At 41.9% G+C, this 15513-nt stretch carries 14 protein-coding genes and 1 riboswitch; of the genes, 6 read left to right on the forward strand and 8 right to left on the reverse strand.

The genetic code is table 11. The annotated features are described in order from the left end of the window. Window positions 1–89: 89 nt before the first annotated feature. Together dusC and rhlE are read right to left on the reverse strand one after the other, a co-directional pair. A complete protein-coding gene (gene dusC / locus P2E05_RS14570) occupies window positions 90–1046 on the reverse strand; it encodes a tRNA dihydrouridine(16) synthase DusC (protein ID WP_154621977.1) in 957 nt (318 codons plus the stop codon). Then, entirely contained in the window at window positions 1046–2383 is a 1338-nt protein-coding gene (rhlE, locus tag P2E05_RS14575; protein ID WP_276122860.1) for an ATP-dependent RNA helicase RhlE, read from the reverse strand. Before rhlE ends, dusC begins: the two co-directional genes overlap by 1 nt. 292 nt (window positions 2384–2675) lie before the next feature. On the opposite strand from rhlE, the gene cecR reads away from it, so the two are divergent. The 5 genes from cecR (at window position 2676) to P2E05_RS14600 (ending at window position 8447) form a co-directional block, all read left to right on the forward strand. Beyond that, on the forward strand, window positions 2676–3362 hold the full coding sequence (gene cecR, locus P2E05_RS14580) for a transcriptional regulator CecR (protein WP_154624720.1): 687 nt from the start codon (window positions 2676–2678) through the stop codon (window positions 3360–3362). Window positions 3363–3444: 82 nt separating this feature from the next. Then, on the forward strand, window positions 3445–4437 hold the full coding sequence (gene hlyD, locus P2E05_RS14585; RefSeq protein ID WP_154624719.1) for a secretion protein HlyD: 993 nt from the start codon (window positions 3445–3447) through the stop codon (window positions 4435–4437). Between the two features lie 12 nt (window positions 4438–4449). Beyond that, on the forward strand, window positions 4450–6192 hold the full coding sequence (locus P2E05_RS14590) for an ATP-binding cassette domain-containing protein (protein WP_276122861.1): 1743 nt from the start codon (window positions 4450–4452) through the stop codon (window positions 6190–6192). Continuing rightward, complete coding sequence (locus tag P2E05_RS14595) at window positions 6189–7328, forward strand: ABC transporter permease (RefSeq protein WP_276122862.1); 1140 nt, start codon at window positions 6189–6191, stop codon at window positions 7326–7328. The genes P2E05_RS14590 and P2E05_RS14595 overlap by 4 nt, the downstream gene beginning before the upstream one ends. A 12-nt stretch (window positions 7329–7340) precedes the next feature. Next, the gene (locus P2E05_RS14600) at window positions 7341–8447 is read left to right on the forward strand and encodes an ABC transporter permease (RefSeq protein ID WP_154624716.1); all 1107 of its coding nucleotides are present in this window, start codon (window positions 7341–7343) and stop codon (window positions 8445–8447) included. 134 nt (window positions 8448–8581) lie between these two features. Here P2E05_RS14600 and P2E05_RS14605 read toward each other — a convergent pair whose 3' ends face one another. The 5 genes from P2E05_RS14605 to moaA all read right to left on the reverse strand — a co-directional run bounded on the left by P2E05_RS14605 (window position 8582) and on the right by moaA (window position 11609). Then, on the reverse strand, window positions 8582–9289 hold the full coding sequence (locus tag P2E05_RS14605; protein WP_154624715.1) for a Bax inhibitor-1/YccA family protein: 708 nt from the start codon (window positions 9287–9289) through the stop codon (window positions 8582–8584). A 135-nt stretch (window positions 9290–9424) separates the two neighbouring features. Next, window positions 9425–9877: a molybdopterin synthase catalytic subunit MoaE gene (gene moaE / locus P2E05_RS14610; protein ID WP_163862725.1), complete on the reverse strand. Its 453-nt coding sequence runs from the start codon at window positions 9875–9877 to the stop codon at window positions 9425–9427. 1 nt (window position 9878) lies between these two features. Next, window positions 9879–10124 (reverse strand): molybdopterin synthase sulfur carrier subunit, encoded by a 246-nt coding sequence (gene moaD / locus P2E05_RS14615; protein WP_154624713.1) that lies wholly within the window; start codon window positions 10122–10124, stop codon window positions 9879–9881. Further along, on the reverse strand, window positions 10121–10600 hold the full coding sequence (moaC, locus tag P2E05_RS14620; RefSeq protein ID WP_154624712.1) for a cyclic pyranopterin monophosphate synthase MoaC: 480 nt from the start codon (window positions 10598–10600) through the stop codon (window positions 10121–10123). Before moaC ends, moaD begins: the two co-directional genes overlap by 4 nt. Window positions 10601–10628: 28 nt before the next feature. Continuing rightward, window positions 10629–11609 (reverse strand): GTP 3',8-cyclase MoaA, encoded by a 981-nt coding sequence (gene moaA, locus P2E05_RS14625; protein WP_247046992.1) that lies wholly within the window; start codon window positions 11607–11609, stop codon window positions 10629–10631. After that, window positions 11599–11739: riboswitch (molybdenum cofactor riboswitch) on the reverse strand. It overlaps the preceding gene by 11 nt. A gap of 546 nt (window positions 11740–12285) precedes the next feature. On the opposite strand from moaA, the gene yvcK reads away from it, so the two are divergent. After that, on the forward strand, window positions 12286–13194 hold the full coding sequence (gene yvcK / locus P2E05_RS14630; RefSeq protein WP_154624710.1) for a uridine diphosphate-N-acetylglucosamine-binding protein YvcK: 909 nt from the start codon (window positions 12286–12288) through the stop codon (window positions 13192–13194). An 85-nt stretch (window positions 13195–13279) separates the two neighbouring features. On the opposite strand, the gene uvrB is transcribed toward yvcK, so the two are convergent. Next, the gene (gene uvrB, locus P2E05_RS14635) at window positions 13280–15298 is read right to left on the reverse strand and encodes an excinuclease ABC subunit UvrB (RefSeq protein ID WP_154624709.1); all 2019 of its coding nucleotides are present in this window, start codon (window positions 15296–15298) and stop codon (window positions 13280–13282) included. Window positions 15299–15513: the final 215 nt, after the last annotated feature.

Raw genomic sequence — 15513 nt, forward strand, 5'->3', positions numbered from 1 at the left:
GACTTAAAAATGATTAACCAATTTAAGTAAAGATCTAATACGCTATTTTGGCAAATAAAATACAATTGAATGATTAAATTTCAAACAATTTAACTTTTATTTAATGTTTGTTTAACTTCTTTTTCGATTATTTCTGCGATCTGATTGGCAGTTTTTAGTGCTCTAATATGTGAGAATAATAGGTTGGCCTGCTCATATTCTTTGCGTAAATAACCTAACCACTGTTTGATACGAGCAGCGTGGTAATGCCCTGTATCTCCCTGTTTCTCTAACTCAGTGTACTTTAAGAGTAGCTTCCCAACTTGTTCCCAAGGCATTTTAGGCTGGTTCGCTTTCACCACATGGCTAAGATTCGGCGTATTCAAGGCACCTCGGCCAATCATAATGGCATCACAGCCTGTCATTTCAAGGCAGCGTTGAGCGCTTTCATAATCCCAAATTTCGCCATTAGCAATAACGGGGATCGATAAACGCTGACGAATATCACCAATAGCTTGCCAATTAATTTTCTCGGCTCGATAACCATCTTCCTTGGTTCGCCCATGTACTGTGAGCTCTGTCGCGCCTGCCTGTTCAACTGCATCGGCAATTTCATAGCAAAGCTGGCTACTATCCCAACCTAATCTTACTTTAACAGACACAGGGAGCTCCTTTGGAACAGCCTCACGCATAGCTTTCGCTGCACGGTAGATCAACTCAGGCTGCTTCAGTAATGTCGCTCCGCCACCATGTCCATTGACCGTTTTAGAGGGACATCCACAATTAAGATCAACCCCCCATGAACCTAAAGAAACCGCTCTAGCCGCGTTTTCCGCGAGCCATTGCGGGTGCTGGCCCAATAGTTGTACGCGGACTAATGTTCCCGACGGTGTACGACTCCCATGACGTAGTTCTGGGCATAATCGATAAAACGTTTTCGCAGGAAGTAGAGTATCGACAACACGCACAAACTCGGTAATACAGAGGTCATAATCATTGACCTCACTGAGTAGCGAACGTACCAGAGAATCGAGAACGCCTTCCATTGGAGCCAGAACAACACGCATTAACCTTCACCATGCCCCTGACGCACTTTCTTTTGTGATTTTTTCCACGGTGAACCAGAAGTTGCCGGCTTACTTTTCGTATTCTCGGTGCGTTCACGGCGAGGCTTCGCAGACGTGGTATGGCGCTTACCGCTACCGCTACGTCTCTCATTATTGCGCTGAGGGCCTTTCTGAATAGGTTCAGGCTTAATTGAAGGGTCGGGCTCATAACCATCAATCGCCATAACGGGGATGGATTTTTTCAATAATTTTTCTATATCTTTTAATAACTTAACTTCATCCACACAAACTAGTGATACCGCCATTCCCGTTGCTTCTGCTCGTCCTGTACGACCAATACGGTGAACATAGTCTTCCGCCACATTAGGCAGTTCGAAGTTAACGACGTAAGGAAGCTGTTCGATATCCAAACCACGCGCAGCAATGTCTGTAGCCACTAAGACACGTATGTCACCTGATTTAAAGTCTGCTAGGGCGCGTGTACGTGCACCTTGGCTTTTGTTTCCATGGATTGCAGCGGATTTTATTCCATCTTTATTAAGATGCTCAGCAAGTCGGTTCGCGCCATGTTTTGTACGCGTAAACACGAGCACCTGTTGCCAATTATCACGACCGATCATGTAGGATAAAAGTTCCGCTTTACGTTTTTTATCAACATGATGCACAAATTGGGTGACTTGTTCAGAGGCTGAATTACGGGGAGCGACTTCAATAGTAATTGGGTTATCTAATAGCTTATTCGCTAGCTGTTTAATTTCATCAGAGAACGTCGCTGAAAACAGCAAATTTTGGCGTTTCTTAGGCAATTTATTGATAACACGGCGAATATCATGAATAAATCCCATATCCAACATGCGGTCAGCTTCATCAAGAACAAAAATTTCAACTTGGGATAAATTAACCGCATTTTGATGTTCTAAATCGAGTAAACGTCCGGGTGTCGCAATCAAGATTTCAACACCACCACGTAATTTCATCATTTGAGGGTTAATGCTGACCCCCCCAAAGACCACAAAGGAGCGAACCTTCAAATGGCGGCTATATTCTTTAACATTTTCAGCAACTTGAGCAGCCAATTCACGGGTAGGCGTCAAAATCAATGCTCGAATGGGTTTACGATCTTTCCCTGTGCGGGGAGTGGAGATCAATTTCTGCAAAATAGGTAACGTAAAGCCCGCGGTTTTTCCCGTTCCTGTCTGGGCGCTTGCTAATAAGTCATGGCCAGCAAGAACTGCCGGGATAGCTTGCTGCTGAATTGGCGTCGGTGATTCATAGCCTAACTCATTGATGGCAAGCAGAATTTCCTCGTTTAATGCGAGGTCTGAAAAACTAGTCAACTTAAATTACTCCGGGCTTCACCACTCTGAATAATCAGAGGCAGTTCGAGGGGAAGGGTCATGTAGAAGGATAAAGGTGCAAACTGCCGTGCTATTGCAAAAATTGTAACATTATTTGTTCCTAATAAGTATATTAATTTAGTTTATAAAATAAATTAATACAAAATTACTTGAATATAGTATATATAACTATTACACACTGCAATATATCGTTTTCCGTCAGTGCGGAAAGCAAAAAGCTGCATAGCGCTAGTTAAGTTAATATTTAATTTTAACTGTTTAAGGAAATTTCATGACCATAAATACACCATCAACTCATAGAGGAGAAAACGCCAAAGTGCAGTTGTTATATTCGGCTGCTGATGTCTATGGTGAATTAGGTCTGGATGGAGCAACAACCCGCAAAATTGCTCAGGTTTCAGGCCAAAATATTGCTGCTATTTCGTATTACTTTGGTTCAAAAGAGGGTCTATACCTAGCTGTAGCACAATTGATTGCAGATACAATAAAAGAAAATTTTAGTGAAAATATTTCAGAAATAGATACTTACCTTCGTCAACCGGCACCCTCGCCTGATGAAGCCATTACGCATTTGCAAAAAATCTTAGTAGGTTACAACTACTTCCAATTAGAAAAAAAGAACCTTAGCTTTTCACGGATACTTGCTAGAGAACAGCTCAATCCCACTGAAGCTTATACGATTATCCATGAACAGGCTCTAGGTCCTATTTACACTAAATTGAATCGGCTTATTGCTATCTATATAGGCTCCGATCCGAACAAATTAACCACGTTAATTCAGACCCATGCCATTTTGGGGGAAACGCTCTCATTCCGTATCGCAAGAGAGACACTCCTTCGGCAAACAGGCTGGAAACACATTAATGAAGAGGAGTATAAAATTATCAATCAGGTACTGATAGAGCACACCAATATATTATTAGAAGGTTTACGCCATCGCAAAGAAGGTAAAAAGTGATATGATTAATCTATAAAAATTGGTTATAGATTATTGTTCTATCTCTTTTAAATCACAATATTTACACGAAATAAGGTTAATTATGAACAGTAAACGTCGTTCTGTCTTTTTTATTCTTATTGTCATAGTAATCGGGATCGCGGCTGGTGGCTATTATTGGTATCAATCACAACAAGATAAAACATTAACCTTATATGGCAATATTGACGTACGAACCGTTAATCTAGGCTTTCGTGTAGGTGGGAAGCTCGCGTCTTTGAATGTTGATGAAGGCGCGCGCGTTACCCAAGGTCAAACACTCGGGGAGCTTGATAAAGCTCCTTATATCAATGCGTTGAATAAAGCTAAAGGGATCAGGGATAGTGCCAAAGCGCAACTAGCCATGAAGGAAAAAGGTTATCGAACTCAAGAAGTTGCACAAGTTGAAGCGGAAGTCGCGCAAAAACAAGCTGCATGGCAATACGCAGAAAGTTTTTATCAACGTCAAAAAGGGTTAGCAGCATCCCACGTTATCTCCGCCAATGAATTGGATAATGCTAAAACGAATCGTAATCAAGCTCTTGCAGCCTTGAAAGCAGCACAAGATAAATTGAATCAATATCAGAGTGGATTCCGTAAAGAGGAAATAGAAGCCGCTCGTGGTGAATGGTTACAAGCGGAAGCGGCTGTTGCACAAGCCGAATTAGATTTACAAGATACCATTTTGACAGCCCCTTCCGATGGCACCATTCTTACTCGAGCAATCGAACCAGGCACTATTGTCGGGGCTGGGAATACCGTCTTTAGTGTCACTCTAACAAGCCCTGTTTGGGCTAGAGCTTATGTGAATGAGCCCAATTTGGGTATGGCCGTTCCCGGCAAAGAAGTTTTACTCTACACAGATAGCCGCCCTGATGCGCCTTACCATGGCACCATTGGCTTTGTCTCACCAACCGCTGAATTTACGCCGAAAAGCGTCCAAACGCCTGAACTACGCACTGACCTTGTGTATCGATTACGTATTATTGTCAGCAATCCTGATGATGCTTTACGTCAAGGAATGCCTGTCACTATTCGTTTCCCTCAAGAGCAGTAATAAGAGTGTATGATGAGTGAATCAGATTATCATATTCGTCTTCAAGAGGTCGAAAAGACATTTATAGGACTGGATTCGCCGGCAGTAGAACGCTTAACCACTGAAATCTATAGCGGTTCAGTCACTGGGTTAGTTGGCCCTGATGGAGCAGGAAAAACGACGCTGATGAGAATGCTTGCTGGTTTATTAAAACCAGATTCTGGCTCAATCAGCCTAATGGGGTTAGATCCTATCGCGGATAGTGTACAAGTTCATGCTAACTTGGGATATATGCCACAGAAGTTTGGTTTATATGAAGATTTAACCGTCCAAGAAAACCTCGATTTATATGCTGATTTACGTGGCGTTATTGGAGAAGAGCGCCAAAAAACCTATCAACAACTACTCAGCTTTACCGATTTAACCCGTTTTACTCATAGGCTAGCGGGGAAATTATCAGGTGGAATGAAGCAAAAATTGGGATTAGCCTGCACACTGATAGGTAAACCTAAAGTGCTTCTTTTGGATGAACCCGGAGTGGGAGTCGACCCGATAGCACGGCGGGAATTGTGGCAGATGGTTCATACCTTAGCTGATGAGGGCATGTTGATCCTATGGAGTACGTCCTATCTTGATGAAGCCCAGCAATGCAAAAATGTTTTATTACTAAACCAAGGTAAGCTACTTTTTTCAGGACAACCACAAACACTGACCCAAAAAATGGTCGGGCGCTCATATTTATTAGAGGTTCCTGCCGAAAATAAACGCACCGTTTTACAAGATGCCCTTGTACTTCCTGAAACGACCGATGGGGTTATTCAAGGTCGATACATTCGTTTGATTTTAAAAGAAAACGCATCTAAAGAATCACTATTACAAGGCTTGAATATACCTAATGGTAAACTTGTTGAAGCAGAGCCTCGTTTCGAAGATGCCTTTATTGATTTATTGGGTGGAGGGCCATCTCATCGCTCAGAGCTAGCGGCTATCATGCCTCAAATTCCTGCAAACCCCAGTGAAACCGTTATTGAAGCACGTAACCTTACCAAAAAATTTGGTGACTTTGCTGCAACGGACACTGTGAATTTCCAAGTAAAACGCGGCGAAATCTTTGGCTTACTCGGCCCTAATGGCGCAGGAAAATCAACCACTTTTAAAATGATGTGTGGGTTAATGAAACCCACGGAAGGGCAAGCTTTGGTCTTAGGGATGGATTTAAAAACTAGCTCAGATAAGGCACGACAACACTTAGGCTATATGGCCCAAAAGTTTTCTCTCTATAGCAATTTAAAGGTTGGACAAAATCTGAAATTTTTTTCAGGGGTTTATGGCCTACATGGCAAACATCAAGTTCAAAAAATCGCTGAAATGGTTGAAGCTTTTAATTTCACCCCCATACTGCATCAAATAACAGATTCTCTACCACTTGGTTTTAAGCAACGACTGGCACTGGCTTGTTCATTGATGCATGAGCCTGATATTTTATTTCTTGATGAACCAACTTCAGGTGTTGACCCTCTCACTCGGCGTGAATTTTGGTTACATATCAATGGAATGGTAGATAAAGGAGTCACCGTCATGGTCACAACCCATTTCATGGATGAAGCGGAATACTGTGATCGAATTGGGTTAGTGTATCGTGGCAAAATTATTGCAGCAGGTACCCCAGATGCCTTAAAACAACAAGTTGCCACAGAAGCGAACCCGAACCCTTCAATGGAAGATGCCTTTATTGAGCTGATACTCGACTATGATAAACAGCAGGAGGAACAATGACCGCTAATGCGTCTCATTTTTCTTGGCGTAGACTCAAAGCATTATGCATTAAAGAAAGCAAACAGATTGTGCGCGATCCAAGCAGTGCATTAATCGCTATCGTCATCCCATTGATGCTGCTATTTATCTTTGGCTACGGCATAAATTTAGATTCAAGCCAATTACGAATTGGCATATTAATGGATCAACAAAGCCATGAAGCGAGAGAGCTGGTTGATACTTTCACAGGCTCTCCTTTTATTGATGCCACAGTGAGTGATAACCGACAATTATTGATTGATAAAATGCAAGCAGGAGAAATTCGCGGCATCGTTGTAGTTCCCGTTGATTTTTCACAACAGCTATTACGGCCTGAAGGACATGCCGCCATACAAGTGATTACCGACGGCAGTGAACCTAATACCGCCAACTTTGTGCAGGCCTACACGAAAGGTGTTTGGCATACATGGTTAGTGCAACAAGGTGAAAATAAAGGCTATTCAACAGAACCACTTATTGATCTAAATATGCGTTACTGGTTCAACGAAGCAGCGATTAGCCAGCATTTTATTATACCCGGTGCAATCAGTATTATCATGACCGTTGTCGGCGCGATTTTAACCTCATTAGTTGTAGCTCGAGAGTGGGAACGAGGCACAATGGAAGCCTTACTTTCTACGCAAATTACTCGTACCGAGCTATTACTGTCGAAACTATTACCCTATCAGGTTCTTGGCTCTTTTGTGATGATCCTCTGTATGGTCGTCACGACCTTGGTGCTAGATGTCCCTTATCGAGGTTCCCTCCTAGTCCTGTTTTTGATCACGAGCCTCTATTTAGCGACGGCGCTGGGGATGGGCTTACTGATCTCAACGATCACCCGTAACCAATTTAATGCCGCTATGGTTGCCTTAAATGCGGCATTTTTACCAGCAATCATGCTGTCAGGCTTTATTTTTGAAATATCAAGTATGCCTATAGTTATTCAAATCGTGACCTACTTTATTCCAGCGCGCTATTTTGTCAGTAGTCTACAGACGCTATTTTTAGCCGGTGATATCTATATTGTTTTACTCACCGACTTACTGCTACTTATTGCTTCCGCCATTTTATTTATTGGTTTAACGGCATGGAAAACGCGCCGACGCCTTGATTGATAAGGATTTGCTATGTTTTATCGCTTATACACCTTGATCATGAAAGAGTTGCAATCTTTATTACAAGAAAAGCAAACACGGATCATTTTGATCATGCCGGTTATTTTCCAAATGATCTTATTTCCGCTTGCGGCAACATTAGAGGTAACCAATACAACCATTGCGATTTTTGACCAAGATGGTGGTCAACACGCCATAGAGCTAACTCAACGCTTGGCTAAGGCGGAGGCCTTCTCAAAGGTTCTATTACTTAAAAATGAACATGAGATTCGTGAAACACTGGATAACCGTGAAAGCTTGTTAGTCGTACGCTTTGGGCAGAATTTTAGTGGAGACATAGATAGCCAACATACTGCCAATATGATGTTGCTGCTTGATGGCCGTAATTCTAATAGTGCACAAATTGCGGCTAATTATATCCAACAAATTGTTCAGCAGTATCAACATGAACTGACTGCGGGAAAACCTTTAGCCAATAATAGTGAGTTAATAGTACGCAACTGGTATAACCCCAATCTCGATTACAAATGGTTTATTGTGCCATCATTGGTTGCGTTAATTACTACTATTGGGGTGTTAATTGTTACCTCGCTATCGATTGCCCGTGAAGCAGAGCAAGGCACTCTCGATCAATTACTTGTCTCACCCCTTACCACTTGGCAAATTTTTATCGGTAAAGCGGTTCCTGCGCTGATTATCGCAACAGCACAAGCTACATTAGTCTTAGTGATTGGTATCTTTTGCTATCAAATACCTTTTGCAGGCTCCCTCCCTCTTTTTTATGCGACCATGATTTTCTATGGCTTATCTTTGGTAGGGTTTGGCTTGTTAATTTCAGCATTATGCTCAACACAGCAGCAAGCTTTCATTGGCGTATTTGTCTTTATGATGCCCGCTGTTTTGCTATCGGGCTATATCTCTCCAGTAGAAAACATGCCTGTATGGCTACAAGATATCACTTGGGTAAATCCGATTCGCCACTTTACGGAAATAACCAAACAAATTTACCTCAAAGATGCTGATTTCAATATTATTTGGCACAGTTTATGGCCGTTACTCTTCATATCGGTGATAACCAGCTCCATTGCTTATTATCTATTTCGCAAGAAAATAGCTTAGATGCTCTCATTCACTTATTTTTTATGATCGACAAGCAATAAAAAACCCTTGTTGGTTAAACCATAACAAGGGTTTATGTTCTTTTACTTTATCTATTCACGTATCAGCTAACCACGATACGCAAAACCGCTAAATTAGCGACGGTCTCCGAAAATACGGAGTAACATCAAGAACAGGTTGATGAAGTCCAGATACAGGTTCAATGCACCTAAAATAGCGAATTTACGCATATTTTCTTTATCTTCGACATCAATTTGTGCACCCATTTCTTTCAGCTTTTGAGTGTCATATGCGGTTAAACCAGCGAAAATTAACACACCCGCATAAGTAATCACCCAGTACATTGCAGAGCTTTGCATCCAGATATTAACCAGTGATGCTACGATCAAGCCTATCAATGCCATAAACAGGAAGTTACCCATACCCGATAAGCTGCGTTTAGTGGTATAGCCATAGAAGCTAAGTGCCCCAAACATCACCGCTGTGATAATAAAGGTACCGACAACTGACTCTTGCGTATATACCGCAAGGATCACAGAAAGTGTCACGCCCGTTAGCATTGAGTAGAGCATAAACATGCCCGTTGCAACCATTCCACTCATTTTTGGTAGTAGGAATGATAAGCCAAGTACGAGACCAAACTGAACAACAACTAAGCCGATAATAAGACCTTGGCTTAGCATTATTTTACCTTCGAGTAAAAGACCCAACGTGTACCAAGCGACAAAAGCCGTCAGTAACAGGCCAACGGTCATCCATCCATACACCTGAGACATAAATGTCTGAATGGTGGCACTGCTGCGCTGGACAAGAGAATCATTACGTTGATCGAATCGATCCATGATGGTTACCCTTCATACATTAGTAAGAAACGACCACAGCAATGTGCCGTAGCCAGACAATATCTTGCAAAGTTTATCACAATTTATTGACATTAACATTCAACAAACTCAAAACTCAATAAGAAATCCAGATGATTACCAGCGCTCTGCACTGGCCTCATCACTCTCTTTTGCCTCAACCCAACGTTCATTATTAGGCAACGTTTCTTTCTTCCAAAATGGGGCTTTGGTTTTCAAATAATCCATTATAAATTCAGCAGCTTGGAATGCGGCTGCACGATGAGCGCTAGTGACACCAACAAAAACAATTTCTTCACCCGGTTGTAAAGTTCCCACACGATGGATCACACTAACGCGTTGTAATTCCCAACGTTGTCGTGCTTCTACTACTATCTGGGTTAACGCTTTTTCCGTCATTCCGGGATAGTGTTCAAGTGTTAATGCCGCAACACTGTCGCCTAAATTGTGATTTCTCACTTTACCAGTAAAGGTGACCACTGCTCCGTCGCTATCACACTCTGCAAGCCATTGGTATTGTTCACCCACGCTGAAATTTTCTGTTTGAACGGCAATATGGGTATTTTTCATCTTATCCCCCTGTCACTGGAGGGAAAAAAGCCACTTCATCACCGTCGTTCAAAGGATGATCTGAGGCAACAAAAGATTGGTTTACCGCCGATAGCAACTTACCATCCTCTAACGCGAGTGCCCAGCGATCACCACGTTTAGATAGGGATTGGCGTAGCGCTTCAACAGTTGGATAATATTCTGATAACTCAAGGCAATCTGTACCAACTAATTCACGCACCTGAGCAAAAAAAAGGACTTTAATCATGCATCCACCTTAAAATGACCTGATTTGCCGCCTGTTTTTTCCAATAAACGAACCGGGCCAATAACCATGTCTTTTTGCACCGCTTTACACATATCATAGATGGTTAAAGCCGCAACAGACGCTGCCGTTAGTGCCTCCATTTCCACCCCCGTTTTCCCTGTCAAACGGCAGCAAGATTCAATACGTACTTGATTTGTTTCAGGCAAGGCTTGGAGAGTTACTTCCACTTTGGTGAGTAACAAAGGATGGCATAGCGGGATCAATTCCCATGTTTTTTTGGCTGCTTGGATCCCTGCGATGCGAGCTGTTGCAAAAACATCACCTTTATGATGACTTCCTTCAATAATCATGGATAAGGTGTCTGCATTCATGGTAACAAAAGCCTCCGCCTTCGCTTCACGGACTGTTTCCGCTTTTGCAGAAACATCCACCATATGCGCTTCACCCGACGCATTGATGTGAGTCAGTTGTGACATATTTTCTCCTGAAAAAATCAAAAATGGGTTAGCCGCCAATTACCGATAAATTAGGGGTAATGCCGCTGTCGCCCATATGCAAGAAATGGGTTTCTCGCTTGAATTGTAATCCACTTTGAATACGTGCTTTCAGTGCTTCATTTTGGTTGTCATCGCTGAGCAAATCACGTAGTGGTATGCCATTCTCACCAAATAAACACAGATGAAGATTTCCCAATGAAGAAACGCGTAAGCGGTTACAACTTTGGCAGAAATCTTTTTCATAAGGCATGATAAGGCCAATTTCCCCTAGGTAATCAGGGTGGCTAAATACTTGTGCGGGACCATCGCTCCGTGCACGGGGTACACTGTACCAACCTTCTTCAATAAGGCGGTCACGAATCGTTTCTCCCGAAATATGGTAACGGTTAAAAAGATCACTGCCTTCCCCCGTTTCCATTAATTCAATGAAACGCAATTGAATAGGACGATGCTTAATCCAATTTAAAAATGATTTGAGTGCGATATCGTTGACGTTTTTCATCAACACCGCATTGACTTTGACTTGCTTAAAACCAGCGTCAAAGGCTGCATCAATGCCTTGCATGACTTGATAAAATTTGTCTTGGCCTGTAATGGCCGCAAATTGACGAGGATCTAAGCTGTCGACACTGACATTAATCGCACCAAGCCCCGCCTCTTTCCATTGCTGCACATCACGCGCCATACGATAGCCATTGGTGGTAACCGCAATTTTCTTTATTGATTTATTTTCATTTATCGCAGCGATAATATCGGTAAAGTCTTTACGCATCGTCGGCTCACCACCTGTGATACGGACTTTTTCTGTTCCTAATTCAGCAAAAGCACGGCTAACACGCCGAATTTCACTCAGCGAAAGGAACTCGTGGCGACCACTAGGTTTGTAACCATCAGGGAGACAATAGGTACAACGAAAGTTGCACACATCAGTAATAGATAGGCGGAGATAGTAAAATTTCCGAGCAAATTGATCGACAAGCTGCTGCATAATGACACCTTTCCAAATACGGGAGATGCAGACATTTCTATCTTGCACCCTGGTGGTTCAAAGACCACGGCCAAAGCATCATATTCGTTAGCGCGAACTTAGACACAAAGGCTAGGAGTTTTTATCTATAAGCGAATCAAGTTAACGTGGCGAATGAGCTCTCAACATTGTTTACTTTGTTCACTTATTATATGTAGGGATTTTAGCGTAAATAAAAGCAAAAAGCGAATTTGAATTTCGATATATAATATATTATACAACGACTTAGCATTTAGTTATGCATTTGTTAATCCAATATAAATTTAATGTCATGACGTATGTGGGTAAATGTATTTTGAACATTTTGAAAAGATTTGAAGATGATAAGAAAATCACTTCAATTATCGTTTTTTTAGTTAATTAAGAGCAATCTGAATTTAGGTTTAACACAATTATTGATCCTTTCTTGATTATCACAAATAACCCGATGAGATAATTAATTTTTAACTCATCATAATTTTAAATTTTTACTGTGAATAATGATGATAAATGAACCCAAACCAGGGTTTTATGGTAGATTAACGCGGTTTTGTGTTAAACGTGACAAATCGCGCCGTTTTTCGTTTAAATTACATCTCACTAACGAGAACACTGTATAATAGCCATGGCGCTGGAAAATAACTGATATAGGAACACTATGCCGAATAGTAGTCTGACTGATTTTAGGCATGTTGTCGCTCTTGGGGGCGGACATGGGCTTGGTCGTGTAATGTCTTCTCTCTCATCTTTAGGTTCTCGATTAACGGGCATTGTTACCACTACCGATAACGGTGGGTCGACTGGTCGTATCCGTCGAGCAGAAGGCGGCATCGCTTGGGGAGATATGCGTAACTGTCTCAACCAACTAATCACAGAACCTTCAATTGCCTCAGCTATGTTCGAATATCGCTTTAGTGGGAATGGTGAACTCTCTGGACATAATTTAGGTAACCTAATGTTAAAGTCATTAGATCACCTCAGTGTTCGCCCCCTTGATGCCATCAATTTGATCCGCAATATGCTAAAAGTGGATGCAAAACTCATTCCTATGTCTGAATCCCCTGTGGATTTGATGGCAATAGATGATATGGGGAATGAAGTCTATGGCGAAGTGAATGTTGATGCTTTAGTTGAATTGCCTCAAGAGCTACGTTTATACCCCAGAGTCAAAGCCACCGCAGAAGCGGTTGAAGCAATTCACCAATCTGACTTGATTTTAATCGGCCCAGGCAGCTTCTTTACTAGCCTAATGCCCTTATTGCTACTTGATGACATCACCGATGCATTACGTGAATGTAAAGCCCCTATGATTTATATTGGCAACCTTGGTAAAGAACTCAGTACCTCTGCTGCCAGTCTAACCTTAAAAGAAAAGTTACTGATGATGGAACAACATATTGGCTGCCAAAAAATTAATGCCGTCATCGTTGGCCCAAGAACCAATATTGAACCTATTCGCCATGAACGTTTAGTAACACAGCGTGTGTTAGAAGCCGACGATATCCCTTATCGTCACGACCGAAAATTGCTTTTGCAAGCGATTGAAGAAACAGTACAACTACTTTAATCATTCGTATAGCCGTCGACAATTTGCCACTCAAACGCTCTGAAGTTAACCACGAGAAAGGCATCTCGTGGTTAACGTTATCTCATCATGAATTAGCAATAAAACGTTCTCTGAGTTCTTGTAATTGATCGCGAACATTTGCAGCCGCTTCAAATTCCAAGTCTTGAGCATGTTTATACATCTGAGCCTCAAGCTGTGAAATACGTTGCTCCAATTCTTTTGTTGATAGCAATTGGATATCATCGCGATGATCAATTTTCGTATTCTCTTTATTGCGCCCTTTCGATTTTCCGCCCACTTTGTGGCCGATTTGTAGAATATCGCCGACTTTTTTATTCAGCCCTTGAGGAACAATACCATGCTGCTCGTTAAAGGCGATCTGCTTAGCTCGGCGTCGTTCCGTTTCTTTGATGGCTTTTTCCATCGAATTGGTAATTTTATCGCCATACAAAATCGCTTTACCATTTAAGTTACGAGCAGCGCGTCCTATTGTCTGAATCAATGAGCGTTCTGAACGTAAAAAGCCTTCTTTATCCGCGTCCAAAATCGCCACTAGTGAGACCTCTGGCATATCAAGACCTTCTCTAAGCAAGTTGATCCCGACTAAAACATCAAATTCACCAAGCCGTAAATCACGAATAATTTCAACACGTTCAACTGTATCAATATCAGAGTGAAGGTAGCGAACGCGCTCCCCATGCTCTTCAAGGTATTCTGTTAAATCTTCAGCCATCCGTTTTGTCAGTGTGGTGACCAACACACGTTCATTTTTCTGGGCGCGTATGCGAATTTCGGAAAGTAAATCATCAACTTGAGTCGCGACTGGACGCACCTCAATAATGGGATCCAATAAACCTGTTGGCCTAACCACCTGCTCTATCACTTCAGAGCCCGATTTTTCTATCTCGTAGTTACCCGGTGTTGCTGAGACATAAATCGTTTGTGGCGCCAACGCTTCAAACTCTTCAAAGCGCATTGGCCGGTTATCCAGTGCAGAAGGTAAACGGAAACCATATTCTACCAACGTTTCTTTACGAGAACGGTCTCCCTTATACATAGCACCAATTTGTGGAATGGTGACGTGAGATTCATCCACCACCAATAGGCCATCTGCGGGAAGATAATCAAACAAGGTTGGAGGTGGTTCTCCGGGAGCTCGACCAGATAAATAGCGTGAATAGTTTTCAATCCCAGAGCAATAGCCAAGTTCATTCATCATTTCAAGATCGAACTGAGTTCGCTGGGTAATGCGTTGCTCTTCTAAAAGTTTATTATTTTCGAGTAGCACTTTACGTCTATCAGCCAGCTCCACCTTGATTTGCTCCATCGCTTCTAAGATCCGATCTCTAGGAGTGACATAGTGGGTTTTAGGGTAAACGGTAAAACGAGGCACACGATGTTGGATCTGGCCTGTCAAAGGATCAAATAAAGATAGCCGCTCAACTTCTTCATCAAATAATTCAACCCGTAGCGCATATTCATCTGATTCCGCGGGGAAGATATCGATAACTTCACCGCGTACGCGAAATGTTCCCCGAGTAAAAGCTTGATCATTACGTGTATATTGTAGATCCGCTAAGCGGCGCAAAATAGCGCGTTGATCGATAATCATGCCATCGGTTAGATGCAACATCATTTTTAAATAGCTATCCGGATCACCAAGACCATAGATGGCAGAAACAGAAGCCACAACAATCACATCACGTCGTTCCAGTAAGGCCTTTGTGGCTGACAAACGCATTTGTTCAATATGCTCGTTAACAGAGGCATCTTTTTCAATAAAAGTGTCTGAACTCGGAACATAAGCTTCAGGCTGATAATAATCATAATAAGAAACGAAATATTCAACTGCATTATCAGGGAAGAAAGCTTTCATTTCGCTATACAATTGTGCAGCCAACGTCTTGTTGTGTGCCATCAACATGGTTGGACGGTTTTCTTTGGCAATCACATTGGCAATAGTAAAGGTTTTACCTGAACCCGTTACACCAAGTAAGGTTTGATGAGCTAGGCCATCTTCCAACCCTTCAGAAAGCCGACGAATGGCTTCTGGTTGGTCTCCTCCTGGTTGAAAATCAGAATACAATTTAAATACTTTACTCATTACCCACGCCTCTTAAACGATCATTCCCTTATAATACTGGATAAAAAACCAGCTTCAAGTACTGAATTTAAAATTTCTCTAGCACAAATTTTATTGTGGATAGCGTTAGGTTATCCCCAAAATTTTACTTGACCTAACGTTATTTATATATTTTATGCTGATGCCATTTCTGCTCTTATCTCAAATAAAAAATTGCGTATTGATTTTATTTAACT

Origin of the sequence: Providencia stuartii, assembly GCF_029277985.1 — a bacterium.
GTDB classification, from domain to species: Bacteria; Pseudomonadota; Gammaproteobacteria; order Enterobacterales; family Enterobacteriaceae; genus Providencia; species Providencia zhejiangensis.

What these genes read in the sequence shown, in the direction of transcription:
- dusC (WP_154621977.1), bottom strand. Translation starts at nt 1,046, where the DNA reads ATGCGTGTTGTTCTGGCTCCAATGGAAGGCGTTCTCGATTCTCTGGTA.
- cecR (WP_154624720.1), top strand. Translation starts at nt 2,676, where the DNA reads ATGACCATAAATACACCATCAACTCATAGAGGAGAAAACGCCAAAGTG.
- hlyD (WP_154624719.1), top strand. Translation starts at nt 3,445, where the DNA reads ATGAACAGTAAACGTCGTTCTGTCTTTTTTATTCTTATTGTCATAGTA.
- P2E05_RS14590 (WP_276122861.1), top strand. Translation starts at nt 4,450, where the DNA reads ATGAGTGAATCAGATTATCATATTCGTCTTCAAGAGGTCGAAAAGACA.
- P2E05_RS14595 (WP_276122862.1), top strand. Translation starts at nt 6,189, where the DNA reads ATGACCGCTAATGCGTCTCATTTTTCTTGGCGTAGACTCAAAGCATTA.
- P2E05_RS14600 (WP_154624716.1), top strand. Translation starts at nt 7,341, where the DNA reads ATGTTTTATCGCTTATACACCTTGATCATGAAAGAGTTGCAATCTTTA.
- P2E05_RS14605 (WP_154624715.1), bottom strand. Translation starts at nt 9,289, where the DNA reads ATGGATCGATTCGATCAACGTAATGATTCTCTTGTCCAGCGCAGCAGT.
- moaE (WP_163862725.1), bottom strand. Translation starts at nt 9,877, where the DNA reads ATGAAAAATACCCATATTGCCGTTCAAACAGAAAATTTCAGCGTGGGT.
- moaD (WP_154624713.1), bottom strand. Translation starts at nt 10,124, where the DNA reads ATGATTAAAGTCCTTTTTTTTGCTCAGGTGCGTGAATTAGTTGGTACA.
- moaC (WP_154624712.1), bottom strand. Translation starts at nt 10,600, where the DNA reads ATGTCACAACTGACTCACATCAATGCGTCGGGTGAAGCGCATATGGTG.
- moaA (WP_247046992.1), bottom strand. Translation starts at nt 11,609, where the DNA reads ATGCAGCAGCTTGTCGATCAATTTGCTCGGAAATTTTACTATCTCCGC.
- yvcK (WP_154624710.1), top strand. Translation starts at nt 12,286, where the DNA reads ATGCCGAATAGTAGTCTGACTGATTTTAGGCATGTTGTCGCTCTTGGG.
- uvrB (WP_154624709.1), bottom strand. Translation starts at nt 15,298, where the DNA reads ATGAGTAAAGTATTTAAATTGTATTCTGATTTTCAACCAGGAGGAGAC.